The organism is Microbacterium phyllosphaerae (genome assembly GCF_017876435.1).
GTDB classification, from domain to species: Bacteria; Actinomycetota; Actinomycetes; order Actinomycetales; family Microbacteriaceae; genus Microbacterium; species Microbacterium phyllosphaerae.
Map to the genome: position 1 here is coordinate 713,970 of NZ_JAGIOA010000001.1, position 26,243 is coordinate 740,212.

The 26,243-nt window shown below is 68.8% G+C and carries 25 protein-coding genes; 12 read left to right on the forward strand and 13 right to left on the reverse strand.

From position 1 onward, the window contains the following. Window positions 1–11: 11 nt before the first annotated feature. Window positions 12–788, forward strand: coding sequence for a DeoR/GlpR family DNA-binding transcription regulator (locus JOF42_RS03460; RefSeq protein WP_210096573.1), 777 nt, complete (start codon window positions 12–14; stop codon window positions 786–788). A 227-nt stretch (window positions 789–1,015) separates the two neighbouring features. Here JOF42_RS03460 and JOF42_RS03465 read toward each other — a convergent pair whose 3' ends face one another. From JOF42_RS03465 to JOF42_RS03480, 4 genes are all read right to left on the reverse strand, one after another. Next, on the reverse strand, window positions 1,016–3,451 hold the full coding sequence (locus JOF42_RS03465) for a CHAT domain-containing protein (protein WP_210096574.1): 2,436 nt from the start codon (window positions 3,449–3,451) through the stop codon (window positions 1,016–1,018). 272 nt (window positions 3,452–3,723) lie between these two features. After that, complete coding sequence (locus tag JOF42_RS03470) at window positions 3,724–5,298, reverse strand: S8 family peptidase (RefSeq protein WP_210096575.1); 1,575 nt, start codon at window positions 5,296–5,298, stop codon at window positions 3,724–3,726. Between the two features lie 120 nt (window positions 5,299–5,418). Next, the gene (locus JOF42_RS03475) at window positions 5,419–5,901 is read right to left on the reverse strand and encodes a hypothetical protein (protein ID WP_210096576.1); all 483 of its coding nucleotides are present in this window, start codon (window positions 5,899–5,901) and stop codon (window positions 5,419–5,421) included. Beyond that, window positions 5,898–6,524 (reverse strand): RNA polymerase sigma factor, encoded by a 627-nt coding sequence (locus JOF42_RS03480; protein ID WP_245340711.1) that lies wholly within the window; start codon window positions 6,522–6,524, stop codon window positions 5,898–5,900. Before JOF42_RS03480 ends, JOF42_RS03475 begins: the two co-directional genes overlap by 4 nt. Before the next feature lie 294 nt (window positions 6,525–6,818). Between JOF42_RS03480 and JOF42_RS03485 the strand changes: the two genes are divergently transcribed. Then, a complete protein-coding gene (locus JOF42_RS03485; RefSeq protein ID WP_307803530.1) occupies window positions 6,819–7,037 on the forward strand; it encodes an SCO4848 family membrane protein in 219 nt (72 codons plus the stop codon). A 64-nt stretch (window positions 7,038–7,101) separates the two neighbouring features. Here JOF42_RS03485 and JOF42_RS03490 read toward each other — a convergent pair whose 3' ends face one another. Both JOF42_RS03490 and JOF42_RS03495 read right to left on the reverse strand, forming a co-directional pair. Then, on the reverse strand, window positions 7,102–7,695 hold the full coding sequence (locus JOF42_RS03490) for a GyrI-like domain-containing protein (RefSeq protein WP_210096579.1): 594 nt from the start codon (window positions 7,693–7,695) through the stop codon (window positions 7,102–7,104). Window positions 7,696–7,711: 16 nt separating this feature from the next. Beyond that, window positions 7,712–9,112, reverse strand: coding sequence for an MFS transporter (locus tag JOF42_RS03495; protein WP_210096580.1), 1,401 nt, complete (start codon window positions 9,110–9,112; stop codon window positions 7,712–7,714). A 75-nt stretch (window positions 9,113–9,187) separates the two neighbouring features. Between JOF42_RS03495 and JOF42_RS03500 the strand changes: the two genes are divergently transcribed. Continuing rightward, window positions 9,188–9,769 carry a winged helix-turn-helix domain-containing protein gene (locus tag JOF42_RS03500; protein WP_210096581.1) on the forward strand — a complete coding sequence of 194 codons (582 nt, stop codon included), beginning with the start codon at window positions 9,188–9,190 and terminating at the stop codon, window positions 9,767–9,769. Window positions 9,770–9,790: 21 nt separating this feature from the next. Here the strand turns inward: JOF42_RS03500 and JOF42_RS03505 are convergent, their stop codons facing one another. The 7 genes from JOF42_RS03505 to JOF42_RS03535 form a co-directional block, all read right to left on the reverse strand. After that, window positions 9,791–10,903 carry an FUSC family protein gene (locus tag JOF42_RS03505; RefSeq protein WP_210096582.1) on the reverse strand — a complete coding sequence of 371 codons (1,113 nt, stop codon included), beginning with the start codon at window positions 10,901–10,903 and terminating at the stop codon, window positions 9,791–9,793. Window positions 10,904–11,071: 168 nt separating this feature from the next. Continuing rightward, a complete protein-coding gene (locus tag JOF42_RS03510; RefSeq protein WP_210096583.1) occupies window positions 11,072–11,758 on the reverse strand; it encodes a hypothetical protein in 687 nt (228 codons plus the stop codon). Next, window positions 11,758–12,675, reverse strand: coding sequence for an ABC transporter ATP-binding protein (locus JOF42_RS03515; RefSeq protein WP_210096584.1), 918 nt, complete (start codon window positions 12,673–12,675; stop codon window positions 11,758–11,760). The genes JOF42_RS03510 and JOF42_RS03515 overlap by 1 nt, the downstream gene beginning before the upstream one ends. After that, on the reverse strand, window positions 12,672–13,070 hold the full coding sequence (locus JOF42_RS03520) for a GntR family transcriptional regulator (protein ID WP_210096585.1): 399 nt from the start codon (window positions 13,068–13,070) through the stop codon (window positions 12,672–12,674). The genes JOF42_RS03515 and JOF42_RS03520 overlap by 4 nt, the downstream gene beginning before the upstream one ends. A 120-nt stretch (window positions 13,071–13,190) precedes the next feature. Then, a complete protein-coding gene (locus JOF42_RS03525; protein ID WP_210096586.1) occupies window positions 13,191–13,991 on the reverse strand; it encodes an ABC transporter permease subunit in 801 nt (266 codons plus the stop codon). Next, window positions 13,988–15,037 carry an ABC transporter ATP-binding protein gene (locus JOF42_RS03530; RefSeq protein WP_210096587.1) on the reverse strand — a complete coding sequence of 350 codons (1,050 nt, stop codon included), beginning with the start codon at window positions 15,035–15,037 and terminating at the stop codon, window positions 13,988–13,990. Before JOF42_RS03530 ends, JOF42_RS03525 begins: the two co-directional genes overlap by 4 nt. Then, window positions 15,034–15,690, reverse strand: coding sequence for a TetR/AcrR family transcriptional regulator (locus tag JOF42_RS03535; RefSeq protein ID WP_210096588.1), 657 nt, complete (start codon window positions 15,688–15,690; stop codon window positions 15,034–15,036). Before JOF42_RS03535 ends, JOF42_RS03530 begins: the two co-directional genes overlap by 4 nt. Before the next feature lie 61 nt (window positions 15,691–15,751). Here JOF42_RS03535 and JOF42_RS03540 point away from each other — a divergent pair, with 61 nt between their 5' ends. From JOF42_RS03540 to JOF42_RS18155, 9 genes are all read left to right on the forward strand, one after another. Beyond that, a complete protein-coding gene (locus JOF42_RS03540; RefSeq protein ID WP_210096589.1) occupies window positions 15,752–16,867 on the forward strand; it encodes a class I SAM-dependent methyltransferase in 1,116 nt (371 codons plus the stop codon). A gap of 354 nt (window positions 16,868–17,221) precedes the next feature. Continuing rightward, complete coding sequence (locus JOF42_RS03545; RefSeq protein ID WP_210096590.1) at window positions 17,222–18,526, forward strand: quaternary amine ABC transporter ATP-binding protein; 1,305 nt, start codon at window positions 17,222–17,224, stop codon at window positions 18,524–18,526. Beyond that, entirely contained in the window at window positions 18,526–19,554 is a 1,029-nt protein-coding gene (locus JOF42_RS03550; RefSeq protein WP_210096591.1) for an ABC transporter permease, read from the forward strand. Before JOF42_RS03545 ends, JOF42_RS03550 begins: the two co-directional genes overlap by 1 nt. A gap of 84 nt (window positions 19,555–19,638) precedes the next feature. Continuing rightward, on the forward strand, window positions 19,639–20,556 hold the full coding sequence (locus tag JOF42_RS03555) for a glycine betaine ABC transporter substrate-binding protein (RefSeq protein ID WP_210096592.1): 918 nt from the start codon (window positions 19,639–19,641) through the stop codon (window positions 20,554–20,556). A 291-nt stretch (window positions 20,557–20,847) separates the two neighbouring features. Further along, window positions 20,848–21,939, forward strand: a complete 1,092-nt coding sequence (locus tag JOF42_RS03560; protein ID WP_210096593.1) for a LacI family DNA-binding transcriptional regulator — start codon at window positions 20,848–20,850, stop codon at window positions 21,937–21,939. 100 nt (window positions 21,940–22,039) lie between these two features. Next, a complete protein-coding gene (locus JOF42_RS03565; protein WP_210096594.1) occupies window positions 22,040–23,335 on the forward strand; it encodes an ABC transporter substrate-binding protein in 1,296 nt (431 codons plus the stop codon). A 65-nt stretch (window positions 23,336–23,400) separates the two neighbouring features. Beyond that, the gene (locus tag JOF42_RS03570) at window positions 23,401–24,330 is read left to right on the forward strand and encodes a carbohydrate ABC transporter permease (RefSeq protein ID WP_210096595.1); all 930 of its coding nucleotides are present in this window, start codon (window positions 23,401–23,403) and stop codon (window positions 24,328–24,330) included. Further along, window positions 24,327–25,238, forward strand: coding sequence for a carbohydrate ABC transporter permease (locus JOF42_RS03575; RefSeq protein WP_210096596.1), 912 nt, complete (start codon window positions 24,327–24,329; stop codon window positions 25,236–25,238). Before JOF42_RS03570 ends, JOF42_RS03575 begins: the two co-directional genes overlap by 4 nt. Next, on the forward strand, window positions 25,235–26,242 hold the full coding sequence (locus tag JOF42_RS18155; RefSeq protein WP_210096597.1) for a hydroxyacid dehydrogenase: 1,008 nt from the start codon (window positions 25,235–25,237) through the stop codon (window positions 26,240–26,242). The genes JOF42_RS03575 and JOF42_RS18155 overlap by 4 nt, the downstream gene beginning before the upstream one ends. Window position 26,243 lies beyond the last annotated feature (1 nt).

Genomic DNA, 26,243 nt, shown 5'->3' on the forward strand with positions numbered 1-26,243 from the left:
AGGATGGTGACATGAAGCGCGCCGCTCGCCTGAACGCGATCCTCGACCTGCTCGCCGCCGACGGCGAGGTCAACGTCGACGAGCTCGTCGAGCGGTTCGGTGCCTCGGCTGCCACCACCCGCCGCGACCTCGACTCGCTCGCCGAGCAGCGCCTGCTCACCCGCACGCACGGCGGCGCGGTCGCCCACTCCGTCGCCTACGAACTGCCGATCCGCTACAAGAGCCATCAGCGGTCGCAGCAGAAGGAGAGCATCGCACAGGCCGCCGCCGCACTCGTCGCCCCCGGCATGGTCGTCGGGCTCTCGGGCGGAACGACGACCACGGCGATCGCCGCGGCGCTCGCCGCGAGGGATGACCTCGCGGCCGGCCCCGGCATCACGGTCGTCACCAACGCGGTGAACATCGCCGCCCAGCTCGCGACCCGCCCCGACATCAAAGTGGTGGTCACCGGAGGCGTGATCCACTCGCGCAGCTACGAGCTCGTCGGCCCGTTCGTCGAGCAGCTGCTGCGAGGAGTGCGTCTCGACATCGCCTTCATCGGTGTCAACGGAATGGATGCCGACGCCGGCGCCACCACCCAGGATGAGCGGGAGGCGGCCGTGAACCGCATGATGGCCGAGCGGGCCCGCCGGGCGGTGGTCGTCACCGACAGCAGCAAGCTCGGCACGGTCGCGTTCGCAGCCGTCGGCGGTGCGGAGCTGTTCCCCGTTCTCCTCACCGACGACGGCGCGGACGCCGCCTCGCTCGCCGGCCTGCGCGCAGCCGGCTACGAGGTGCTGACCGCCTGATCCCCGCGGTCGTGTTCTGCTGAACTCCTGGTGGGGATGCCGCGACCTCTCGCGACATCCCCGGAGCAGATGGTGTCTGTCGTTCCCTCACACTCCCCAGTGCACGAGGGTTTCCCCAATTCGACTGCGCCTCCCTCGCGCTTCGTTTCCGAAGCCCTCCGCGTGGCACCTTCTGCAGATAAGGAGCGGGGTGTCGATGTTCTGATACATCGACTGGAGAAATTCTTTCAGAGGCCGCTTCCGTGGCACTGGAACGGGGCAGTGAGCCCGGTGGATTCGGATGCTGCGGCCAGCGCGACCGCGGGAGCGACGCCCCTGGCGAGCTGGGTGTGCACGGATCCGAGCAGCTCGCAGGCGACGTCGTCCGCCACGACGACGGGGGCCGCGATCACGCACCGCGTGCCCGCGTGCAGCCAGACCCGCGTCATGCCGAGCGCCTCCTCGCCCCAGCGGACGGAGGAACGACCCAACTCGCACGCCGACAGGATGACGGTGTCGGGCGCGTGCGGGATCAGGTCGACGTCGTAGCCGAACAGGGTGCCGTCGGCGAGCTCGAAGCCCGAGAAGAGGGGATTGTCGACGGCATGGCGGCCGTGCGCGGCGATGTGCAGCACGTCGACCTGCGCGGCGAGCTCGGTCACGGCCGAGACGCGGGCCTCGTCGCCCGTCACGACCCGCGCGCTGCTCCAGGCCGACGCCGCTCGGCGCACCTCCTCGTCGGCACGAGCCACGCGGGGGCCGGCGGCGAAACCGGCGGTGGATGCACTCTGCGACGTCGTGCGCTGACCCGAGTCGCCGAGCAGGCGCGACACCGAGGTGGCGATCGTGAAGGGTGTTCTGCGCATGCCGGGGAGCATCGCCCAGGGGATGCCGCCGAGGATGCCGGGCACGGTGAGCGCGAGACGAACCGTCCCACCTGCCGCAGCCCGCGCCGGCGCGAGGAGGGCGTCGTCGAGCAGGCGCAGCCTCTCATCGAGCGACCGCTGCACGACCGACGCCATCGGGCCGGCATGCGTGAGAGCCGCGACATCGAGATCGGCGCGGAGGCCGTCGAGTGCGGCCTCGATGCGCGGCAGCGACAGCTCGACGATCGACGAGCCGGATGCCGTCACCACGACGCACAGCAGCTCTTCTCGGGTGAACACGTAGGCGAGGATCGCTGTCTCGTCATCGAGACGCGCCTGGGTCTCGAGCAGACCCAGACGTTCACGGCTGCCACCGGCCCCGGTCGACGACCACTGCCGGTCGCGCACCCGGTCGCGCAGCTCGCGCACGCGCGCATCGGTCGTCCAATCCGAACCCGCGAGGTCGGCGCGGAGCATCCGCAGTTCGGCCAGGTCGGACGACAGGTCCGCGTCGTGCGGGGGACGCACGGGAGCGACCTGCTGGCTCAGGTGTCTGGCGCGCTCCGACCAGTCGAACAGCACCTCGGGGTCGTGCGCACGGGCCGCGGCTGCGAGCCCCGTGAACATCAGCTCGGTGCCGTGCATCGCGACGGATGCCTGCAGGTCGAGGGCGCCGAACGACTGCTGCCAGGCGGTGAGCAGGTCGAGGCCCTCGGCGGCGGCGCGGCGGGCCTCGGTGTGACGCCCCGCAGCGGATGCTCGTGCGGCGCGCACCTCGTGGGCCCGCAGCCGGAGCGGCGTCGGTGCGTCGGCGGTGAGCCGAGGCATCCGTCCTCCGTCGGCGAGACGTGCCGTGAGCGACAGGGCGACGGCCTCGGTGCGGAACCCGCCCCGGGTTAGCGCTTCCGCGGTGCGGGCGAACTCGTCGGCGACGGGTGGCGTCGTCGGGCGGGCGCGCAGTCGGGCCTCGAGACGCACGGCCTCGGCACGAGCGGCCCAGCCTTCGCTGCCCAGGGCGGCGAATCGGCGCGACGCTGTCGAGGCGGCGCGCTCCGCGGCGGGGGCGTCATGCCGGAGCAGGGACCGGGCGAGGTGGAACTCGGCTTCGCCGCGCGCCTGCCGCATCCGCTGCGCGCCGAACTGCGTGGCGACCGCGCCGAGCAGTTCCTCGGCCTCGGTCGTGAGACCCGCATCGCGCAGTACCTCGGCCCGGTCGAGGTCGCTGATCGCTGCGGCGAGGTCGCTGGTGGCCGCGAGGATCGGTCGCGAGCTCGTCATGAGCCCCAGCGCCGCGACGAGGTCGCCGCCGAGCAGGGCCGCATAGCCGAGATTGTGGCGGGCTTCGGCGAGCGGTTCCTGTTGGTCGTGCGCCTCGTAGGCGGTGATCGCGCGCTGCAGATCGGCGGTGCAGTCGTCGAGGCGATGCCGCTGCATGCTGACGATCGACCGGCTCATCAGCAGGTTCGCGCTCTGGATCGACCCCTCGTCGAGGCCGTCGATCGCCTTCGTCAGGAACACGTCGGCCTCATCGAGTCGGCCGCCGTGCATGAGCAGGGTGCCGAGCTGCCCGTTCGCGAGGGCGATGGTCTCGGCGCTGAGCCCGGGTCGTGCCAGTGCCTCGCGCGACAGCCGCTCGGCCTCGGCTGGTTCACCCGTCTGGGCGAGCACGTACGCCAGGGTGCCGTCGATGCGGGCGCGCAGGTCGTCGTCATCCGTGCGGGCGGATGCCGCAGCCAGCGCACGCCGCGCCTGCGCGAACCGCCGGGAGTTGGCCGCGTCGACGCCGCGCTGGTGCAGCTCGCGCGCAGACAGGGGCATCCAACCAGAATGCCGGTCGGTCGCGTCTCAGGGAAGGTCTGTGACGGCATCCGAGGTCCGGTCTGCGGTCTGCTCGCGCACGGATGCATGTCGAGATCACGGATGCAGGCTCAGATCGGCGAACTCGACCTGCATCCGTGATCTGAGCATCCATCTGTGCGCAGATCCGGCGAGGTGGCTGGACGATGCACGGATGGCTGACGATTCGGGCCCGTTCTGTCGGCCGTCGGTGATTTCTCCAGCCATCCGCACGCATCCACCCCCGACCGCGTCTACCCCCGCTCGACCGGTGACGGCAGTGTCTTGAGCACGGCGGCGACGGCCTTGGCCGCGGCATCCGCCGTCACGCCCTGCGGAGGCACCGTGCCGAGCTGTGCGGCGATGCGACCGGCGACGTACGGTGCCGCGAACGACGTGCCGCTCCAGATCGCGAAACCGCCACGGTAGTCATCGGGATCGATCGTCTCGCGGCGCAGACCGTCGACGTCTGCTCTCGTCATCGCCTGCTCGCCGCCGACGAACGCCGGCGAGGTGCTGACCACGGCCGCCCCGGGCGCATATACCTGCACCCACGGACCGACGTTCGAGAAGAGCGCGACCGAGCGCGCCGAGGGGTTCAGTGCGCCGACCGAGACGTGCGGGGCGTCCTTGTCGCGCGGGATGCCGTTGTCGGCACCCGGCCAGGGCCAGAGGGATGCCGGGAACGACGGCCGGTCGATCGCGTCGTTGCCCGCCGAGCACACGACCACGCAGCCGAGCTCGCGTGCCTTGGTGAGCAGGGCGTTGAGCGTCGTGCTGAACTGACCGTCGACCGGGGTCTCGTGGTAGTACCCGAGCGACAGGTTGAGCACGTCGATCGGATGCCCCGTCTTCGGGTTCTCGCGGTGCCGGCGCAGCAGTTCGACGACCTGGGCGACGGTGGTGAGGAACGTGCTCTCGTCGATCACCCCGAGTGCTCCGGCCATGCGGATCGAGAGGATGTCGGCCTCCGGCGCCGTCTGCCGGATGATGCCGGCGATGAACGTGCCGTGCCCGGCGACCGCGTCGATCTCCCCGTCGAGCTGCCCGTAGAGATCGGGGTAGCGCTCGGGGTCGGCGTCGTCGGTGAGTCCGACCGGCACCCCGTCGAGCTCGATGTGCCGAGTGACGATGTCGTCGGGCAGCCAGTCGTGTACGCCGCATCCGGTGTCGAGCACCGCCACGACCGGGCGACGACCACGCCTCGGAGCGGAAGTGCGCTGAGGGGAGGGGCCGAGCCAGGCGACCGGCTGACGCGCGCCGCGTCCTGGTTCGAGGTAGTCGTCGCTGCCACCGGCGCCTCCCGCGCCCCGCACCGGGTTGGTGCGGCTGAACGGGTTGGTGCGGCTGAAGGGATTCGTGCGGCTGAAGGGATTGAGCCCGACAGGGTCGATCGACAGCACGTGCTCGAGGCTGGTCCTCGGCATCGGGGTTCCCGTGCTGCGTCGAGCGCGCTGCAGCACGCGCCAGGCATCCGGGGGCACGGGGGACTCGCCGCGTGTCGGCTCGTCGGGCGTCGTGAGGTGCGCGCGGAGGAACCCGGGCACTCCGGGCACCAGCTGGTCGGCGGAGCGCACCGCGCCGGGCGACTCGATGTCGAGATTCCAGCCGAACGACCCGGCCGCCTCCCGGAGCGCGCGGATCTCCCGGTCGTAGGCCTCCTGCCCGTTGTCGATCTGGTCCTGCGTGATCAGCAGACGCTCCTGCAGATACGCGGTCGGGAACGCACGGACGCCGTCGACCGGCTCGACCGACGGATCCAGCGCCGTCCCTCGACGGATCGATCCTTCCGCTCGGTCCTGCCAGCTCCACCCCTTGGGCTGCTCCATCGTCGGTCCTCTCCTCGCGGGCGGACCCGCGTCCTGTGCGGGGAATCCTGCGAGGTGCGGGACTTGCCCTGCGGTGTGTGCGGGCGGGCCCGCGGTGTGAGCGGGTCGCCCCGCGGTGGATCACAACTCGAACTGCGGAGTCGACAGGGTGCGCTGTTCGTCGCCGACCGTCGTGGTGAGGCGCACGAGCGTGAGCCCGTCGGGCACGTCGTCGAACACGAAGCGACCTGTGTCGCTGGCGGTGGTCGTGCGGATGCGCTCGCCCTGGGCGAGCTCGATCAGGCCGGCCGCCGTGTCGACCCAGCCGTCGATGCGATGCGTGCCGCTCGCGGTGCCCGTGACGTGCAGGAGGATGCTCGTCGTGCCGTCGCTGAACTGCAGAGTCAGCGCATCCGCGTCTCCGCGCACCGCGCCGAGCGGCTGGTCGACCAGGGTCAGCAGCGCGTACTCCGCCGATAGGCCCTCGGTCGCGACGGCCGCGATCATGCGATCGATCAGTGCGGCGGGCATCGGGTCGACGTCGCGCCACAGCGAGCGCAGGTGCGCGAAGAGCTCGGCATCCTCGTGGTTGTCGCCGCCGTTGTTGCCGTCGTTCTCGCTCATGAGGTGCCTCCCGTCCGTGGTGTCGGGGCGGCGAGCAGGTCGCGCAGCTTCGCCAGGCAGCGCTGCCTCGTCGGACCGATGCTGCCCACGGCCATTCCGAGGTCGGCGGCGAGTCGGGCGTAGTCCGGTCGCTCCTCGAAGGCGATCACGCGCAGCAGGCGCTGACACCTCTCGGCGAGGCGCTGCACGGCAGACCAGAGTCGGCGGTTCTCCTCGCCGGCGGCGGCGTGCTCTTCGGCAGATGCCTGCTCGGGGAGCAGTGCGTCGAGAGCATCCGCCTCTGTCGTGTCGAGTCGGTTGTGCGCCTTGCCCGCCCGCCAGGCCTCGCGGCGCGCGGTGGTCGTCAGCCAGGCTGAAACGGCCTTCGGATCGGCGATCGATAGGTGTCCGCGCACCAGCTGCAGCCAGGTCGTCTGGATGACGTCTTCGGCGAGTGTGCGCTCGAGACCGTAGGCGCGCACGACATGCCAGAGCACAGGCGTCATCAGCCGCACGAGGTCGTCCATCGCGCGGCTGTCGCCGTCTCGCCATGCGTCGAAGAAGTCGGCGGCTCGCCTCCAGCGTGCCGCGCCGTCGTCCGGTGCAGGATCGAGGGCGGCGCCGTCGGGTGCGCCGTCGATCATGAGTCCCATTGTGATCACACCAGTAAGGAGCACGGCAAGGGTTTGGTGATACATGGACTCGGTCAGTTTTCCGGAATATCGGTCTGTGCTCCGGGGGCGGGGCGTCACAGCGTGCCGAAAGCAGGAGAAAGGGCCGAGTTCAGGAGCGAAACCGAGGTTTCGTCCTGCGTTCGTGCTGGTCTCCTGCATTCGGACGGAGGACGGGTCACCGGTGCCGGTGCCGGTGCCGGTGCCGGTGCCGGGCCTCGGGTGCGCATGGCGGGGGAGGGATGCCGTGGGCGATACCGTGGAGGGGTGATCGCCCTCGCTGTCGTCCTCTTCCTCAACGCCGCCTTCAACGTGCTGGTGTGGCCCCGCTTTCACAAGCGCGTCGCGACCGACCCGCGGGCGCGCGATGCCGACGGCAAGGCCACGACCTTCCTCAAGGTGCACGCCGTGCTGATCGCGATCGCCCTGGTGCTCGCCCTGGTCTCGGTGCTCGTCGGCATCGCAGCCCTCACCGGCATCCTCTGACGACCGACCGACCGACCGACCGACCGACCGACCGAACGAACGAACCACCCGCCGCTCGACCGGCTCAGTTCGCGGAGACCGGCTGCTGCAGTTCGGTGATCCAGTCGGCCTGGTCTTCGGATTCCGACTGCAGATAGACCTCGCGGCATGGTCCCACCGCAGTGACTCCCCGCTCGGTGATCGCGTCGTTCACCGCCCGCCAGCTGTCGTCGATGGTCGCCATGGACCCGTGATGGGTGGCGCTGAAAGCCGACTCCACGGCGGGCAGCTCCACGATCACAAGGCCCTCGATCGCGGGGCCGTCATAGGTGAAGCCCACCGTGATGCGCACGCCGTGCCGGTCCATGTCGTACTCGGCGATCGGCAGACCCAGGGTCGCCCCGGATGCCAGCAGTGCGTCGGCCACCCGGTCGAACAGCGGCCCGACGACGGGGGCGACCTCAGGCTGCGTCGACACGCTCTCGGTCAGCGTCGCGAGGCGGACATAGGGCAGAGGCTTCTCGCTGATCTCCAGGGCTGAAATCGTCGTCTCCTCACGTAGGGTGTTCGCTGCCGCCGATCCTACGCACAGACACCGACATCGGCCAAGGCGCGGCCGCTGGCGCCGGCATCGGCATCCGGCATCGGCATCAACCCATCCGGGATCCGCGACCACCATCCGGCCGGACTGCGACTCAGGCGTTCTCGTACTGCCGCGCGTGCTCGGCCCAGCGCGACTCGACCGGCAGGGCGCGCAATGCGCGGTTGCCGAGCGCGAGCGCGACCGCGACGACGCAGAGCGCCGCGCAGACGAGGATGGTCCACTCGCGGCCGATCCAGGTGAGGCCGAAGCCGGCGATCAGCGGTGCGAGCGGCAGGGCACCCATGCCCAGGACGCCGGCCGCGCTGTTCGCCCGACCGAGCAGCTCGGTCGGCGTCGCGACCATGAAGTAGCCCATCATCCCCGCGTTGAGTGCCGGAAGCAGGAGCACCGACGCACCGAGCACGACCACGATCGCCCACGGTTCGGTGACCATCGAGAGCACGATCGTGCCGATGGCCACGACCGAGAGTCCGCTGATCGCGATCACGCCGGCGCGGATGCGGGGCACGAGCGTCGGGGCGACGACCGCTCCCACGAGCATCACGCCACCGACTGCGGCGCTGAGTGAACCGATGAGGAGTTCGGAGTAGCCGTCCTGCTGCAGCGCGTAGATCGTGGTCGTGATCGCGGCGTTGAAGCCCAGGTTGATGACCGTGATGATGAGCAGCACGCCGCCCAGGTCGGGGCGGGACAGAAGCCAGGTGAACCCTTCGCGCAGCTCGGCCCAGGCGCTGGTCTTGCCTCGTGCGCCGGCATCCTGGGCCGTGTCGACGGGAAGACCCAGGCCGTCTGCCGGATCCACGGCGAGCCCCGCGGTGACACGCTCGTCGCCGATCTCTCCGTTCTCCGGGCGGGCACCCGCAGCGACAGCATCCGCTCCTGTGTCGACGATCCCGGTGCGGCGCATCTCGCGCTGCAGCATCCACGCCGTCACCGCCGCGACCGCATGGCAGAGCGTCATGACCGCGCCGACCAGCCATCCGCCGACACCGAGCAGCAGGCCTCCGAGGGGGCCGCCGGCGAGCTGGATGGCGGCATCGCGGCCCTGGTTCGCGGCTTGCGCCCTGCCCATCGCCTCGTCGGGGACGATCTCCTTGATCGCACTCTCGCCGGCGACGTCGAAGAGTCCGCTGCGCGCGGCCAGCAGCACGTCGGCGATGAGGAGCGTGGCGAAGGTGAGTGCGCCGCCGAGCGCCAACAGGGTGAATGCGCCCGCGAGCAGGATGCCGATGAGCGAGCCGATCAGCATCAGGAGGATGCGCCGATGGCGATCGGCGAGGATGCCGCCGGCGAGCGTGAGCAGCAGGCGGGCGACCATGCCCGCGCCGCCGATGATGCCGGCCTGCGCGGGGTCGTTCGTGACGATCAGCGCGAGCAGGGGGATCGCGAACGCGAACAGCGCAGCCGCGAGCCCCTTGCTCGTGTCGCTCACGAGCCAGGTCAGGTATCGGGTGTTGCGCCACAGACGGTGGGGCTCGGTCACGGTCGCCATGGTATCCACGGTAATTGCGCAAGAACAGTTGCGCAATACTTATTGCGCAACTTCCGGTGCGGATACACTCTCGGTATGGCGGAGGCGAAGAAGGACGACGATCAGGTCTGGATGACGTCGGCGATGCTCAAGGCGTACGCCCACCCGCTGCGTCGTCGGATGATCCGTCTGTTCTCGCGTCGCGAGCACCTGCGTGCGGCCGACGTCGCTGCCGACCTCGACGTGCCGGCCAACAGCGCGAGCTTCCACCTGCGGGTCCTGGCTGACGCGGGCCTCATCGAGGAGGCTCCCGAGCATGCACGCGACCGTCGAGACCGCGTCTGGAAGTCGCGCAGGGGATCCTTCAATGTCGGAGACCCCGAGCATCCCGTGCCGGACGAGGCCCTGGGCACCGCCATGGTCCGCTCGGTCGCCGACGACCATCAGGACATGCTGAGCCGCGTGATCGCCTGGACGCCCGAGTACCTCTCTGGTCGGGCGACCGAGATGCATGCCGCGTTCTCGCAGCGCATCGTGCGCCTCACCGAGGCCGAGTTCGAAGCCGTGATGGACCGCGTGCAGGAGGTCATCACCGAGGCGGTCGATGCCCACGACAAGGATGACCCGGCCGGACGACCGTGGCAGATCGACGTCCTCGCCGCCGACGACACCATCTGACGCGGCGGACGGCGACGACGGCTACTCCGGCGCTTCCGGTTCGCGGTGGCCGCTGAGGATCAGGATGCGGCGCAGGTGCATGGCCGCGAGCACGCCTGGACCCATCGAGCGGTGCACGTCGATCGTGCGGTCGTCGACCGTCTCGAGCAGCAGGCGGATCGCCCGCGCCGCCTCGGCCCTGGCGCGGTGATCTGCGGCGCTCAGCGGCTCGTCTTGGCCGACGACCTCGGCGACCGCATGGCAGGCGGCCGACAGTGGCTCGGGCAGCGCGGGGTCGAGCACGAGCGCGCCCGGTCGATCCCAGATGGTGTCCGCGATCTCGTCGGAGATGTCGCGGATGAGGTGGGCGACTCGATCGAGGCGCGTCAGGTCCGCGTGGATGTGCTGCGTCTCGCCCCGTCGGCCGCGCGCCCTGACATTGCCGCGACGGCTGTCGTCGGCATCGGCCAGTGCCTGTCGCAGCGCGGAGGTCGTATCGGCGAGGGACGCCGCATCGTTCGCCCATTTCTCGTGCTCGGGCGGCCAGGACTCCGACACGGCTGAGCCGATGTCATGCAGATGGGTGCTCAACTGCTCGCGGAACGCATCGACCCGTGCGGCGGCGGCGAGGGTCAGCGGAGCCGGTGCGATCACCACATTCACGATGAGCCCGATGGCGACGCCGACGGCCATCTGCACCAGGTATCCGAGCGAGTAGTCGTCGGCGTTCTGGCCGCCGATGATCAGCACGAAGAGCGCGGCGACGGGGACGTACTCGCGGGCGGCGCCGAACCAGCCGGTGCCGGAGATGAGCATGCCCACACCCACCACGGCGGGGATCGTCCACCACGTCGGGCCGACCGTCATCACCACCAGGAGAGCGAGCCCGATGCCGGTGGCGAGGCCCAGCAGTGTCTGCAGGCCTGACCGCAGCGACCCCATGAGAGTCGGATACATGCTCACGAGCGCGCCGAGCGGGGCGTAGTAGGGGTACTCGTCGGTGATGCCCGGCATGTGCGGGGCGATCGTCCAGGCGAGACCCACGGCGAGCGTGGTCTTCGCCACGAGCAGGAGGCGGGCCGGATGCACGGCTTCGCGGATCTCGAGCGCGGCCCCCGAGCGGCGCGCTCGGAGTCGCGTGGTGATGTTGCTCACGGCATCCCTTCGTCATCCTCCCCGCAGGTGACGCTATCCGGTGCGCCTCGGTGCCCGCACCGGGTTGCGTCCTGCGCTCGCGGCGGGTAGCGGGTGTGGGCGCGACGACGCCGGCCGCCCCGGGAGGGGCGACCGGCGAGGGTCGAGCGGCTCAGCGGATCCGGAGGATCAGGGAATCGCCCGGCGGAAGGCGAGGAAAGACACCCCGACGAGCACCGCCGTGGCGACGAGTCCCCAGAGTGCGAGCCCGAGCGCACCCGCATCGAGGATGCCGGTCCACACCTGGGCCCACAGGTCGAGTCTGGTCGCGAGGAATGCGAGACCGACGAGGATCAGCGCGAGGCCTACTCCGACGATGGTGAGGACCGTCGGCCCCCAGCTCTTGTAGATCGTCGCGCCGGTGAAGCCGACGACGAACAGGAAGAGCGCGAGGGTGAAGTAGACGATGAACGCCCCGAGCGGACCCGCCTCCCACAACCACGGGAGGTAGAACACGTACCCGTTGACTCCGTAGCCGTTGGTCAGCATCTCGATCGCGCCGCCGATCAGGAACAGCACGCCCATGAACGCACTGCCGAGGATCGCCGTGAGAAGCGTGCCGAAGAAGAAGTCCCGTCGGGTGATGCTCATCGCCTGGGAGAACGGGAACGTGAGCGTCATCGCCGAGATGCCGATGGCGAAGAAGTACCAGAGTGGAGCCTGGCCGCCACCACCGTACTTCGGGGTGTCGACGGGGATCATCGCGTAGATGAGCACCGAGAGCACGACAGCCGAGCCGAGGATGATCAGCGGCACCCAGATGAACGTCTGGCGGTTGATCAGCTGCAGGCGGATGACGTTGAGTGTGCGTCGCATCAGCGCACCTCCTCCTTCACATCGGAACCTCTCGTGGCGGAATCCGCCTCGGCCTTCTGAGTGAGTCGGACGATCAGCTGCTGCAGAGAGACGGGCGCGAGATCGAGACCGGATGCCGTGACCTCGGCGCGCTCGGCGGGCGACAGCGCGCCGAGCACCGTGACGGATGCCACGCGGCCGAGCGCCTCGCGATGCAGCACCTCGCGGTCGGCGGCCCAGGCGTCGACCTTGGCGGCGTCGCCGACCACGGTGACGGCGCGGTCGCGCACGGCATCCGTGTCTTCGTTGAGCAGGATCTGCCCGTTGTCGATCACGATGACCTTCTCGATGAGATTCGAGACCTCGTCGATCAGGTGCGACGAGAGCACGATCGTGCGGGGGTGTTCGGCGTAGTCCTCGAGCAGCCGGTCGTAGAAGATCTGCCTGGCCACCGCGTCGAGACCCAGGTAGGGCTCGTCGAAGAAGGTGAGCTCGGCGCGGGAGGCGAGACCGATGATCACGCCCACGGCCGAGAGCTGACCGCGGGAGAGCTTCTTGATGGTCTGCTTCATCGGCAGCTGGAACTCGTCGACGAGCTCGTCTGCCAGGGCCTGATCCCAGTTGTCGAAGAAGAGGCTCGCGGCCTTGAACGCGTGACGCGGGTAGGCGTCATCCGGATACTTCTGGCTCTCGCGGACGAAGCAGATCCGATTCAGGACCCGGGCGTTCTCGTAGGGGTGCTCGCCGAAGACGCGCACGGTTCCGGACGACTCGAAGTTCTGCGCGGTGAGGATCGACATGAGTGTCGTCTTGCCCGCGCCGTTGCGGCCGAGGAGTCCGTAGATCGCGCCCCCTTCGAGGGTGAGCGACACGTCGTCGAGCGCGTTCTTCTCCTTGTAGTGCTTCGTGAGGTTCTGGACCTCGATGACGGCGGTCATGCGGGGGTCTTCCCTTCTGTCTGCGGTGTCTGTTCGGTGTGGGACGCGCGCTCGCGAAGCAGTGCGGCGAGGTCTTCGGCGCCGAGCCCCAGCGTGCGGGCCTCGGCGAGGAGCGGGTCGATGTAGCGGTCGGCGAATGCGGCGCGGCGCTCGCCGAGGAGCAGATCCTTCGCCCCGGCGGCGACGAACATGCCGATGCCGCGGCGCTTGTACAGCACTCCCTTGTCGGTGAGCATGGCGACTCCCTTCGCAGCCGTCGCGGGGTTGATCCGGTAGAAGCCGGCGAGCTCGTTGGTCGAGGGCGCCTGTGACTCCTCCGGAAGTGAGCCGTCGAGGATCGAGTCCTCGATCTGCTCGGCGATCTGGAGGAAGAGCGGCTTGCCTTCTTCGATCACGAGTCCTCCGCGGTGGTTAGTGGGTTACTTACTCGACTAGGTAACCACTGAACCTCGATCGTGTCAACAGGTACGCGAAGAAGGGCGGATGCCGCAGCATCCGCCCTCCCGTCCGAGACGTCAGCCGCGCAGGTCGCGGGCGCGCAGCGCGAGGGCCGACACCGCGACGAACACCAGCGCCACTCCCCAGGTCAGCGCGAGGCCGCCGGGGTCGACGCCCTCGGCGAGCGGTGACTGCCGGTAGACCCAGGCGTAGGGCGAGAGGGCGTTCAGCCAGTCGAGATCCTTCGACTGCTTGGCGAGCGCCTGCAGGATGTATCCGACCACCGCGATACCCGCGCCCGCCCCGGTCGCCCAGGCCTTGCGCCCGGTCGCGGCTCCCGCGAGCAGCGCGGCGGATGCCGTGAGGAAGGCGAGTCCGGTGAGCGCGGCGCTGGCCCCGACGATCCGCCAGCCCTCGAGCCCGAGCTCGGCGGAGTCGTTCAACGCCCAGACGACGACGCCCGAGAACGCGCCGAGCCAGACCAGCCGGACGAGCACCGCGAGCGCCGACTCGAGTGCGTACTGACCGCGTCCGATGCCGTGTGCGAGGTCGAGCTCGGCGCGTCCGCTCTCCTCTGCCCCGCTTATCGCCGCAGAACCCCAGATCACGGCGGCGATCGTGAGCAGCAGAAAGCCCATCAGGCCGTAGAACGTGCTCTGGGTGTAGCCAGCGCCGCTCGAGATCTGGTCGTACCCGATGGTCTCGACGAGCTGCTTCGGGAGGGCGTCGATGATGTCCTGCATCTGCCCGTTGCCGCCGATGCTCGGATACAGCGGCAGATAGAGGAACAGCACGGCGGCGAGTCCGACCGTCCAGCCGAGAAGGCTCCGCCACGAGTCGCGCAGGGTGCGCCGGAACACCGGCAGGATGCCGTTCATCGCTGCACCTCCCCATCGGAGCCGTGTGACCCGTCGTGCCGATCGCGTCGCGATCGCCGGGTCGGTGCCGCGGTGGCGTCCGCCCCGGCAGTGGCGCGGGGTGTCGCGGGTGCCGCGCCGGATGCCGCCGAGTCGCCGTACAGCCGCAGCACGGACTCCTCGAGGTCGGGCTCCTCGACCGTCAGATCCCGTACCTCGAAGGGCGCGAGGGCTTTGATGAACGGATCGATGGCGCCGTCGATCGTGCCTGCCAGGTGCAGGATGCCGTCGGCATCCTGCACGTCGAGAGCCGTGAGCCCGGGAAGCCGGTCGAACTCGGCGCGGGCTGCCGCGGCATCCGCTGTCGCGAGTTCGGCACGCACCCGTCGGATCGAGCCCAGCCGCAGCGAGGCGACATCGCCGTCGGCGACCACCCGGCCATTCGCGAGCACCGCGACCTCGTCGGCCGTCTGCTGGATCTCGCTGAGCACATGCGAGCTGAGCAGCACGGTCTGCCCCGCATCCTTCGCCTCGCGCACCATCTGCAGGAACTCGCGCTGCACCAGGGGGTCGAGGCCGCTCGTGGGTTCGTCGAGGATCAGCAGCTCGGGTCGATGCATGAACGCCTGGATGAGTCCGACCTTCTGCTTGTTGCCCTTCGACAGTGTGCGGACGGGACGCGAGAGATCGACGCCGAGGCGATCGGCGAGATCGCGACCGGTGCGCAGGGTGGTGGCCGCGTCGCGGCTGCCCGAGACCTGGGCATAGAACGACAGCATCCGGTGGCCGCTCGATCGCCCCTCGAGGTGAAGCTCGCCGGGCACGTACCCGATGCGTCGACGCAGTGCCGCGCCGCCGTGGCGGGGGTCTTCGCCGAGGATCCGTACGCTGCCCGACGACGGTCGGATGATGTCGACCAGCGTGCGCAACGTGGTCGTCTTTCCGGCGCCGTTCGGGCCGATGAGTCCGAAGACGGTTCCGGGTCGCACGTGCAGGTCGAGCTCGTGCAGCGCGATGCGGCTGCCGTAGCGCTTGTGCAGACGGTCGATCTCGATCGTGTCGGTCATGATTCGTCTCCTTCCGAGGCGTTTCCCTGTGGCGTGAGTGCGTCGCGGGCGCTGTCGAGCAGCGCAGTCGTCGAGTAGATGCCGTGCGTGAGCAGCTCGAGCGTGGGCAGCGTCAGGCGGAGCAGCCCTGCGGGGCTCAGCTGGTCGGTGCCCAGGGCGCGCGCGATCTGACTGCGCATCACGACGGGTCCGAGGCCGATCAGCGTCACGAGCAGCGTCGTCATCTCGGGGTCGCTCAGGGGCTCGAGCATCCCCGCCTCGCTCTGTTCGGCGAGCATGCTGCGGGTGCTGCCCAGGAAGCTGTCGAACAGCCGGTCTGCCGCGGGCGAGCCGTCGACGAGCATGCGCGAGAGGTAGTCGACGTACGTGCCGTAGCGGTCGAGATCCTGAAGGGCGGCACGGATGCGGTCGCCGGTCGGCGCCTCGATGAGGTCGTGCTCCTCGTCGATGAAGACGCTGACCACGTGCTCGTCGCACTCGGTGCGGAGTGCATTCTTGTCGCCGAAATGGTGCACGATCAGCGCGGCGCTGACACCGGCCTGCGCGGCGATCGTCCGCATGCTGGTCGCATCGAATCCGTCGCGGGCGAAGGCGCCGATCGCGGCGTCGCGGATGCGGGCACGTGCGGTGAGATCGTCAGGAGCTGAACGCATGTACAGCAGACTAAACACTCGTTCAGCCTCCGTCAAGAGGCACCGCTCGTAGTCTTGAGACGTGGACTTCCCCTACAGCCGCCTGCGCCGCTGGCCCGACGTCGAGGCCGACAATCTGCAGGCTCACGACGCGACAGACCTGCTGCTCGTCGAGCGCGCTCTGTCGCTCGGGATCGACGGACACGAGGTCGCGGTGATCGGCGACGAGTACGGCGCGATCACGCTGGCGCTGATCTCTGCCGGCCTCGACGGCGTGCGGGTGCACCAGGATCTCGCGACGGGACGGCGGGCCCTCGCTCGCAATGCCGAAGAGCTCGAGCTTGCAGGATTCTCGTCGCACGAGCTCGATGCGACACTGCTGGATGGGGCGCGACTCGTGCTGCTGCAGCTGCCCAAGGCGCTCGCCGAGCTCGAGGAGATCACGGATGCCGTGGCGCGCTGGGCCGCGCCCGACGTCGTGCTCGTCGCCGGTGGCCGCGTGAAGCACATGACCATCGCGCAGAACGAGGTGCTCGGACGCGGTTTCGCGCAGGTCCAGGCGCAGCGGGCCGAACGGAAGTCACGATTGGTCGTCGCGAGCGAACCGCGGACAGTGCCCCCCGAACCGCCGTTTCCTGTCGTGGCACAGCACGACGGACTGACCCTAGCCGCCCACGGCGGCGCGTTCGCGGGTGCCAAGCTCGACATCGGCACGAGGGTGCTGCTCGAGGTGCTCGGCGTCGACGGCGGGCCGTCGACGCCGACTCCGACTGTCGTCGATCTCGGCTGCGGAGCGGGTGCGCTCGCCGCGTCCTACGCCCTCGCGCACCCCGATGCGCGCGTCATCGCCACCGACCGGTCGGCCGCAGCCGTGGCCTCGGCTCGCGCGACCATGGCAGCGAACGGTGTCGCCGATCGGGTCACGGTGATGCACGACGACGCCGGATCCGAACTCGCCGACGCCAGCGCCGACGTCGTGCTGCTCAACCCGCCCTTCCACCTCGGCAGCAGCGTGCACACCGGGGCGGCGACGCGTCTGTTCGAGGCCGCCGCCCGCATCCTCCGCCCCGGCGGCGAGCTCTTCACGGTCTTCAACTCGTCGCTCGGATACCGTGCCGAACTGACCCGTCTCGTGGGTGTCACCGAGCAGCTCGAGCGCACCCCGAAGTTCACCGTGACGCGCAGCATCCGCCGCTGATCCCGCCTCCGAAACGCCCGTGTCGCACCGCGCCGCGACGGTGTCCGAAACCCGCACAATCCCCCGGTCAGCCGACGGAACTGAACGACACTCGAGATTGCGGATTTGCCCCTGACCGGCCATTTCGTTACGTTGGTTGGTGGGCCTGACGGCCCGAAGACCAGTCCGCGACCACGTCCTTCTTTCGAATGTGCTGTGCTGCGAAGAGGCGTGGACGTACGGTCGATGCTCTATAGCGGCGGATCCGAAATCCGCCGCCTGCGCCGCCACAGCATGCACTCGAAACGGCCCTGAGAACATCACCCGGGCGTAACCGAAGCAGGCTCAGCCGCAGAGGCGAGCCGCAGGGGAAACGTGTCCGAAATCGCTCTTGAAGCGCGCAATCTGTTCAAAGTGTTCGGGAAGAATCCGAGCAGTGCCGTCCGTCGTCTGAAGGCCGGTGAGAGCAGGTCCGCAGTCAGCGACGCAGGAACCGCCGCCGTCATCGACGCCAGTTTCACCGTCAACCGGGGTGAGATCTTCGTGATCATGGGGCTCTCCGGCTCCGGCAAGTCCACCATCATCCGCATGCTCAACGGGCTGCACGAGGCGAGCGACGGATCCGTCGTCGTGAACGGCGACCCCATCACGGGCATCCCGTCGTCGCGTCTGCGGGAGATCCGCCGCGACCGCATCTCGATGGTGTTCCAGCACTTCGCTCTGCTGCCCCACCGCACGGTCGCCGCGAACGTCGCCTACCCGCTCGAACTCAAGGGCGTCGGCAAGGACGAACGCCTGAAGAAGGCCGAGGAGATCCTCGCCCTGGTGGGGCTCGAGGGCCAGGCTGACAAGCTGCCGTCCGAGCTCTCGGGCGGCATGCAGCAGCGTGTGGGCATCGCCCGTGCGCTCGCCGCCGACTCCGACATCCTGCTCATGGACGAGGCGTTCAGCGCGCTCGACCCGCTGATCCGTCGCGAGATGCAGGAGCAGCTGCTCGAACTCCAGGAGAAGCTGCAGAAGACGATCGTCTTCATCACCCACGACCTCAACGAGGCCATGTTCCTCGGCGACCGCATCGCCGTGATGCGTGACGGTCGCATCGTGCAGATCGGCACGCCGGAGGACATCCTCACCGACCCCGCCAACGACTACGTCGAGCAGTTCGTGCAGGACGTCGACCGTGCCCGCGTGCTCACCGCCGCGAACGTCATGGAGCGCCCGCGCCCGGTCGTCGCCGAGACCGCCGGCCCCCGCACGGCGCTGCGCCAGATGCGAGACGCGTTCATGTCGGCCACCTATGTCACGGGCCGCGACCGCAAGCTGCTCGGCATCGTCACCGACCGCGATGCCGTCAAGCTCGTGCGCAAGGGCGTGTCGACCCTCGAGTCGATCATCAAGCCGGTGCCGCAGAGCGTCAGCAAGGACGAAGTCCTGATGAACCTCTTCATCCCGTCGGTCGAGTCGCCGCTGCCGCTGGCAGTGGTGGATGCCGAGGGCCGCCTCGTCGGCGTGATCCCCCGCATCACCCTGCTCGCCGCCCTCGGCCCCGGCCCGGGCGCGACCGGCGAGCTCACCCTGCCGCTTCTCCCGATGCCGCAGGCCGAGATCGATGCAGTACTCGATGACGGATGGACGGCCGACACGCAGCCGGCTGCCGCGACGACGGAGGAGGTGCGCTGATGGATGGTTTCCGCATTCCCCTCGGCAGCTGGGTCGCCACAGGCGTCGACTGGATCAAGACGAACCTCGACGGTCTGCTCGACGTCATCTCGTTCGTCGTCAGCTTCCTGGTCGACGGTCTCACCCGCGCGCTGCTCAGCCCGCACTTCATCGTCATCATCCTGATCGCCGCGTTCATCGCGTGGCTCGTGCGCTCCTGGCAGCTCGCGATCGGAACGATCATCTCGTTCGGGTTGATCGTCGCCATGAACCTCTGGGTTCCGGCGATGCAGACGCTCGCCCTCGTGCTCGTCGCCGCCGTGATCGCCGTGCTCATCGCCGTGCCGCTCGGCATCTGGTCGGCCCGCAACGCCACCGTGCGCGCGGTTCTCAAGCCCGTGCTCGACTTCATGCAGACCATGCCGGCGTTCGTGTACCTGATCCCCGCGATCGTGTTCTTCAGCATCGGCGTCGTGCCCGGCCTCGTCGCGACCGTGATCTTCGCGCTGCCTCCGGGCGTGCGTCTCACCGAGCTCGGCATCCGCGGAGTCGACTCCGAGACCGTCGAGGCCGGTCAGGCGTTCGGTGCGAAGCCGGGGCAGATCCTGCGCGGCATCCAGCTTCCGCTCGCCATGCCGACGATCCTCGCCGGCGTCAACCAGGTCATCATGCTCGCGCTGTCGATGGCGGTCATCGCCGGAATGGCGGGTGCGGACGGCCTCGGAAAGATCGTCGTCGAAGCCATCTCGACCATCAACATCGCCAAGGGCGTCGAGGCGGGTCTGGGCGTCGTGCTCATCGCGGTCTTCCTCGACCGCGTCACCGCGGCCCTGGGCGATCTCGGCAGCAACCGCTCGTCGCTGCTCGGTCTGCTCGCGCGTCGTCGCACGCAGAAGCGCCTCGAGGCGGCATCCGCCGAGGCGGAGTCGACGGCATCCGGATCCACGTCGGTCTCGGCCGACGCTGCCGACTCGAAGGCCGCGGCCGACGCGGCCGATCGCGAGACGGCATCCCCGCGTCGCACCGCCGTCGGCGGCGGCGTGCACTGACTCATCCCTCCCACAAGAGAACACGCAACACCGCAGTACACAGCAACACAGCACCCATATATACGGAACGAGAGAGACACACACATGAAGAAGAAGTTCCTGACGATCGCGGCCATCGGAGCCGCAGCGACCCTGACCCTCGCCGGATGCAGCGGCGACGGCATGGGCGGCACCGGTGGAGGCACCGGCGGCGGAGACACCGGATCGGGCGACAAGGGTACGATCACCCTCGGGTTCCTGCCCTCGTGGACCGACGGACTCAGCACGGCGTACCTGCTGCAGGATCAGCTCGAGAAGATCGGCTACACCGTCGAGATGAAGACGCTGACCGAGGCGGGTCCGCTGTACACCGGCCTCGCCCAGGGCGACGTCGACATGTACCCGTCGGCGTGGCCCGAGCTGACGCACGCCGAGTACATGGACACCTACGGCGACGACATCGAAGACCTCGGCGCGTACTACGACAACGCGAAGCTGACCCTCGCGGTTCCGGAGTACTCCGACCTGAACTCGATCGAGGACCTCGCGGGCAAGGGCGCTGAGCTCGACGGCAAGATCTACGGCATCGAGCCGGGCGCCGGCCTCACCGCGCAGACCCAGAAGATGATGCCCGAGTACGGTCTCGACGGCGAGTACGAGCTCGTCACCTCGTCGACCGCGGCGATGCTCACCGAGCTGAAGTCCGCGACCGACAAGCAGGAGGACATCGTCGTCACGCTGTGGCGTCCGTTCTGGGCCAACGACGCCTTCCCCGTGAAGGACCTCGAAGACCCCAAGGGCGCCATGGGCGAGTCCGAGGCGCTGCACTTCCTCGGCACGAAGGGCTTCGCCGAGGAGTTCCCCGAGGCTGCCGAGCTGATCGAGCAGATCAAGCTCGATGACGAGCAGTACGGCTCGCTCGAGGACATGGTCGTGAACGAGTACGGCGAGGGCAAGGAAGCGGATGCCATCGACGCCTGGCTCGAGGAGCACGGCGACGAGTTCGACTGGGTCGTCAGCTGACCTGACCCTGCTCGCTCCACAGTGTGGGGCCGACGTCACTCCGATGGGCGGAGGATCCGATGCGATCCTCCGCCCATCGCTGTGTCGGCCGTGCGTCCGCGGGCGTGATCGTGGCCCTTCGTGCGGTTTGCTTCGTGATGACCTATCGCCCCGGGAGGAGAACTTCGTCTGGGGAGGAGGAGCAGTCGTGGTTCCTCCGCCCCAGGCGCAGATCTCCTCCCGAGGGGCGGGCGCCCGACCCGCGGCTATGTTGGGTTCTGTTGTATTCGACGGAGTCCCGACGGAGGAGAGATGCCCGCCGCAGCGCGTCACGATGCGATCCTTCGCGAACTCGAGCTGCGTGGCTCACTCTCGAGCGCGGCGATCGCCGCGCGACTCGGAGTGACGACGATGACGCTGTGGCGCGACCTCGTCGCACTCGAGGAGCGCGGGCTGCTCGTGAGGGTGCACGGTGGGGCGATCTCTCCGGCGGTCGCGCAGCAGCAGTCGCGCGACGGTGAGCACGGTGCCATCAGACCGCGGCCGGTGGCGACGATCGGAATGATCGTCCCGACCACCCGGTACTACTTCCCGGAAGTGATCCGTGGCGCGAGCCAGGCGGCTCACGAGTCGAACTGCCGCCTCGTGGTCGGCGCATCGAACTACTCCGAGAAGGAGGAGTTGCGGCAGGCGGAACGACTGATCGCCAGCGGGGTGGATGCGCTGATGATCACGCCCCAGGATTCGCTCACACAGAACTCCGCACTGCAGCGGCTGCTGTCAGGGGTCGACGTCCCCGTGGTGATGGTCGAGAGGTCGGTGGATGATCCGCTGGCGGGAAAGCTCGAATGGGTCCGCACTGACCATGCGCACGGCGCCGAGGTCGCAGTGCGCCATCTGGCCGAGCAGCGGCATCTCGGAATCGCGCTCGCCGCGCGCCCCGCAGCGACCGTGGCGGGGCTCGACGCAGGGTTCCGGCGCGCGATGAGCACTCTCGATCCGGGACCGGCTCATGCGCTGCGTCGTGATCTCTCGCATCCGCAGATCGGCGACAACGCGAACATCGTCGAACTGGGCGCACTCCTCGACGATTGCCTGGCGGAGGGGATCACGGCCGCGATCCTGCTCGGCGATGCCGACGCGATGGCGTTCCTCGACCTCGTGCTCGAGAGGGGACTGCGGGTGCCGGAGGACTTCGCGGTCGTGGCGTATGACGACGAGGTCGCCGGCTTCGCGACAGTTCCCCTCACCGCGGTGGCTCCGCCGAAGCATGAGCTCGGCCATGCGGCTCTCCGCCTCTGCGTGGACCGGCTGAGGCAGCCGTCGGGCGTCGCCCACACATCCGTGCGTATGGCTCTGCTGCCTGCGCTGGTGGTGCGCGAGTCGACTGTCCGCGTTCCCTGATTGTTAGGTTTTGTTGTAAATCGACCACTTCGGTTGGTGAATCGTGCCGCGTGACGAATGATCGAACTCGCACGGTCAACGATTCAAAGGAGAACCCGCGATGTCCCTGCATCGAACTTCCCTCTCGGTGGTGGCTCTGGCCGCCACTTCCGTCCTCGTCGCGGGATGCGCTGCCGGTGGTCCGGCAGCTGAGCCGGTGACGACAGAGACCCCGAAGGGTGAGGTCACCTTCTGGTCGTTCCTGAGCGGCATGTCCGATGTCGCCGCCGCCTTCAACGCGAGCCAGGACGACATCACTGTCACCTTCGAAGAGATCCCGAACGGGGCGAACGGCGGATACACGAAGCTCTCCGCGGCCATCGAATCGGGAAGCGGCCCCGACGTCGTCGGCATCGAGTACGACCGGCTTCCCGGATTCGTCGCGGCGGAGCAGCTCGCACCGGTCGACGAGCTGGTGTCGGGTGACGTGCTAGGTGAGTACGACGAGCAGGTGCGCAACCTCGTGTCGTTCGGCGACGCGGCCTACGCGCTCCCGTACGACGCCCCGCCGATGATCATCTGGTACCGACAGGACGTGCTCGAGGCCGCGGGGGTCGGAGTGCCCACGACGTGGGACGAATTCGAAGAGGCCGCACGCGCCGTCAAGGCCGCCAACCCCGACGCCTACCTCACGAGCTTCTTCACGAACGAGCCGCAGCTCGCACCGATGTCGTGGCAGGCGGGAGCCGAGTGGTTCAGCGTCGAGGAGGACAGCTGGAAGGTCGCCGTCGATGACGAGAGGTCGCAGGACGTCGCCGGCTACTGGCAGCGTCTGATCGACGAGGGACTGGTCAAGAAGCAGCTCGGGTTCAGCGACGAATGGACCGCCGATCTGAACAGCGGAGTGGTCAACGCGTGGGTCGGCGGATCATGGAGCGCATCTGCGCTGAAGACTCGCACCGAGGCGTCGGGCCAGGCAGGCAAGTGGATCGCCGCAGCCCCGCCGTCCTGGGATGGTGAGCCCAGCGGCGCGCTGAGCGGCGGCACGAGCTTCGCGATCCCCGAGAACTCCGACAACGCGGCAGCGGCAGCGGTCTTCCTGGAGTGGCTCGTCACGTCTCCCGAGGCGATCGAGGCGCGAGGTGCCGTGGGTACCGCGTACCTGGCCTATCCCGGGCTCAACGACGTCGCCGCATCCGTCGCGCCGACCGACTACTACGCGAACGACATCTACGAGGTGTTCGACGAGGCATCGGCTGACCTCGGCCCGTGGGCCTGGGGACCGAAGTACGACCTCACCGCGACGGCGCTCAAAGACTCCGTCACGGCCTCGCCGACGTTGAGCGATGCGCTGAGCTCGACCCAGAAGGCCACGGTCGGCGGGCTCGAGAAGCTCGGCCTCGACATCAAGGAATAGCCGATGCACCGTCGGGCGGCCGCGAAGACGCACCGCCCGACGGTCCGGATCGAAGGACACAGACCATGACGACTCAGGCACCCGCCACGAGGCGCGCCCGCAGAAAGACGATTCCGGGAACGGGCGGACGCACCGCATCCGTGTTCCTGATCCCCTTCTTCGTGCTGTTCGCTCTCACGATGATCGCCCCGGTGATCTACGCGATCGGAATGAGCCTCTTCGCAGAGCGACGCAGCGGACTCGGATTCGGCGGGGCGACGGTCGAGTTCGTCGGACTCGGCAACTACCTCGAGGTGCTGAGCGACACCACCTTCACCGACGGCTTCGGGCGGTTGGCGATCTACTGCCTGCTCTACGTGCCGACTCTGCTGGCGTTCGCCCTCGTGCTCGCGCTCCTGCTCGACTCGGCGGTCGCCTACGCCAAGCGCGCGTTCCAGCTGCTGCTGTTCCTGCCGCACGCCGTGCCGGGTGTGATCGCCGCGCTGATCTGGGCCTACCTCTACACCCCCGGCGTCAGCCCGATCGTCAAGGCGCTCGAATCCGGCGGCATCGGGATCGACTTCCTCTCGGTGCAGCTCGTGCTCCCCTCGATGGTCAACATCGCGGTGTGGGAGTGGGCCGGGTACAACGTCATCATCCTCTTCACGGCGCTGCAGGCGGTGCCGCGCGAGATCCTCGAAGCGGCGAAGGTCGACGGCGCGGGCGAGATCCGCACCGCACTCTCGATCAAGACGCCCCTCGTCTGGCCGGCCCTCGGCGTCGCGCTGCTCTTCACCGTGATCGGCTCGCTGCAGCTGTTCACCGAGCCGAAGATCCTGTCCTCCGCGACGACGGCGGTGACCAGCACCTGGGTGCCGAACATGTGGGCCTACGACGCGGCGTTCAACCGCAACAACCTGCCGCAGGCGGCCGCCGCCTCGATCATCCTCGCCCTGCTCGCCGGCCTGCTGTCGTGGGTCGTCACCCGATTCACCTCGAAGGAGCCGACGCGATGACCGCCGTGATCGATCGCCCGACGTCCCCGACGTCCGCCCCCGTGAAGTCGGTGCGCTCGCGCCCGCCGCGCAGTTCCCGCCGCACGGCCGCGAAGGTCGGCGTCAACGGACTCCTGGTGCTCGGCTCCGCCTACATGGTGCTGCCGCTGCTCTGGCTGGTGTTCGCCGCGACGAAGGATGCCGGCGACCTCTACTCGGGCAACGCGTTCGCCTTCGGCACCGACCTGTTCGTCAACCTGCAGCGCCTGCTCGCGCAGGACGACGGGATCTTCCTCCGGTGGCTCGGGAACAGCATCCTCTATGCGGGAATCGGAGCCGTCGTCGGCGGATTCGTCTCACTCATGGCCGGGTACGCGTTCGACAAGTTCGAGTTCCGCGGCAAACGAGGGCTGTACGCCTCGGTGCTCGTGGGAGTCCTGATCCCGAACACCGCCACCGTGATCCCGCTCTACCTGCTCGCGGCATCCATCGGACTCACCAACACGATCTGGGCGGTGCTCATCCCGACGCTCTGCAACCCCTTCAGCGTCTACTTGGCACGAGTGTTCTCGTCGGGCTATCTGCCGGCCGAGACCCTCGAGGCCGCAAGGGTCGACGGGGCCGGTCCCATCCGCAGCTTCCTGCAGGTCGGGCTGCCGATGCTCGTCCCCGGATTCGTCACGATCGCCCTCTTCCAGTTCGTCGGCATCTGGAACAACTTCATGCTCCCGCTGATCATGCTGCAGAACCGCGATCTGTTCCCCTCCAGCGTCGGCATCGCGCTCTGGCAGAGCCAGGTGCAGCAGAACCCCGAGTTCTCGACGCTGGTGATCGCCGGATCGTTCGTCTCGGTGCTCCCCCTGATCCTCGCGTTCGTGATGCTGCAGCGGTTCTGGCGATCGGGCCTGTCGGCGGGGAGCGTCAAGTGAGCGCGCGGCGCCCGGTGATCGCCTTCGCGATGTCCGACTCCGTGCGGGGGCGCGTGTTCCCCGAGAGGGTCATGCGCGAGTACGCCGCTGCGGCCGACATCGCCGGCATCCTCACCGAGTACACGTCTGACCATGCCCGCTCCGTGCTCGCTCGAGTCGAGGTGCTCGTGACGGGCTGGGGCGCACCACGCATCGACACCGCCGCGCTCGACGCGGCACCCCGACTCGAAGCGGTGCTGCACGCGGCGGGAACCGTGAAGCCCTACCTCGACCCCGCAGTTCTCGAGCGCGGGGTGCGGGTGAGCTCGGCCGCCGGTGCCAACGCCGTGCCCGTCGCCGAGTTCGCCGTCGCGATGATCGTGCTGGCGGGAAAGCAGGTGCTCCCGATCGCGCGCCACTATCGTCAGGTGCAGGACGAGTTCGACATCGAGGCATCGTTCCCCGGGCTCGGCAACTACGGTCAGCGCGTCGGGATCATCGGTGCGTCGAAGATCGGCCGCATCGTCATCGGGATGCTCAGGGCCTATGCGTTCGAGGTCGTGGTCTACGACCCGTATCTGACCGAGGCCGATGCCGCGGAGCTCGGTGTCATCTCGGTCGCCCTCGACGAGCTGCTGCGCACGAGCCGCGTCGTCTCGGTGCATGCGCCGTCGCTGCCCTCGACGATCGATCTGGTGGATGCCGCCGGCATCGCCTCCATGCCGCGTGGCGCGACTCTCGTGAACACCGCACGTGGCGAGATCGTCGATCAGGACGCTCTGACCCGCAGGGTGCTCGCGGGTGAGCTGTTCGCGATCCTCGACGTGACCGTGCCGTGGATCCTCGAGCCGGACCACCCGCTCTACACGTCCGAGCATGCGCTGCTCACCCCGCACATCGCAGGGTCGTACGGGGTCGAACTCGAGCGGCTGTCGGGAGTGATGCTCGACGAGCTGCTCCGGATCTCGCGGGGCGAGCCGCTCGCGCACGAGGTCGAGCCCGAGCTGCTCGCCATCACCGCCTGAC

Bases quoted from the DNA above. Each gene is read 5' to 3' on its own strand.
- JOF42_RS03460 (WP_210096573.1), top strand. From the start codon at position 12: ATGAAGCGCGCCGCTCGCCTGAACGCGATCCTCGACCTGCTCGCCGCC.
- JOF42_RS03465 (WP_210096574.1), bottom strand. From the start codon at position 3,451: ATGCCCCTGTCTGCGCGCGAGCTGCACCAGCGCGGCGTCGACGCGGCC.
- JOF42_RS03470 (WP_210096575.1), bottom strand. From the start codon at position 5,298: ATGGAGCAGCCCAAGGGGTGGAGCTGGCAGGACCGAGCGGAAGGATCG.
- JOF42_RS03475 (WP_210096576.1), bottom strand. From the start codon at position 5,901: ATGAGCGAGAACGACGGCAACAACGGCGGCGACAACCACGAGGATGCC.
- JOF42_RS03480 (WP_245340711.1), bottom strand. From the start codon at position 6,524: ATGATCGACGGCGCACCCGACGGCGCCGCCCTCGATCCTGCACCGGAC.
- JOF42_RS03490 (WP_210096579.1), bottom strand. From the start codon at position 7,695: ATGGTGGTCGCGGATCCCGGATGGGTTGATGCCGATGCCGGATGCCGA.
- JOF42_RS03495 (WP_210096580.1), bottom strand. From the start codon at position 9,112: ATGGCGACCGTGACCGAGCCCCACCGTCTGTGGCGCAACACCCGATAC.
- JOF42_RS03500 (WP_210096581.1), top strand. From the start codon at position 9,188: ATGGCGGAGGCGAAGAAGGACGACGATCAGGTCTGGATGACGTCGGCG.
- JOF42_RS03510 (WP_210096583.1), bottom strand. From the start codon at position 11,758: ATGCGACGCACACTCAACGTCATCCGCCTGCAGCTGATCAACCGCCAG.
- JOF42_RS03515 (WP_210096584.1), bottom strand. From the start codon at position 12,675: ATGACCGCCGTCATCGAGGTCCAGAACCTCACGAAGCACTACAAGGAG.
- JOF42_RS03525 (WP_210096586.1), bottom strand. From the start codon at position 13,991: ATGAACGGCATCCTGCCGGTGTTCCGGCGCACCCTGCGCGACTCGTGG.
- JOF42_RS03530 (WP_210096587.1), bottom strand. From the start codon at position 15,037: ATGACCGACACGATCGAGATCGACCGTCTGCACAAGCGCTACGGCAGC.
- JOF42_RS03535 (WP_210096588.1), bottom strand. From the start codon at position 15,690: ATGCGTTCAGCTCCTGACGATCTCACCGCACGTGCCCGCATCCGCGAC.
- JOF42_RS03550 (WP_210096591.1), top strand. From the start codon at position 18,526: ATGGATGGTTTCCGCATTCCCCTCGGCAGCTGGGTCGCCACAGGCGTC.
- JOF42_RS03555 (WP_210096592.1), top strand. From the start codon at position 19,639: ATGAAGAAGAAGTTCCTGACGATCGCGGCCATCGGAGCCGCAGCGACC.
- JOF42_RS03560 (WP_210096593.1), top strand. From the start codon at position 20,848: ATGCCCGCCGCAGCGCGTCACGATGCGATCCTTCGCGAACTCGAGCTG.
- JOF42_RS03565 (WP_210096594.1), top strand. From the start codon at position 22,040: ATGTCCCTGCATCGAACTTCCCTCTCGGTGGTGGCTCTGGCCGCCACT.
- JOF42_RS03570 (WP_210096595.1), top strand. From the start codon at position 23,401: ATGACGACTCAGGCACCCGCCACGAGGCGCGCCCGCAGAAAGACGATT.
- JOF42_RS03575 (WP_210096596.1), top strand. From the start codon at position 24,327: ATGACCGCCGTGATCGATCGCCCGACGTCCCCGACGTCCGCCCCCGTG.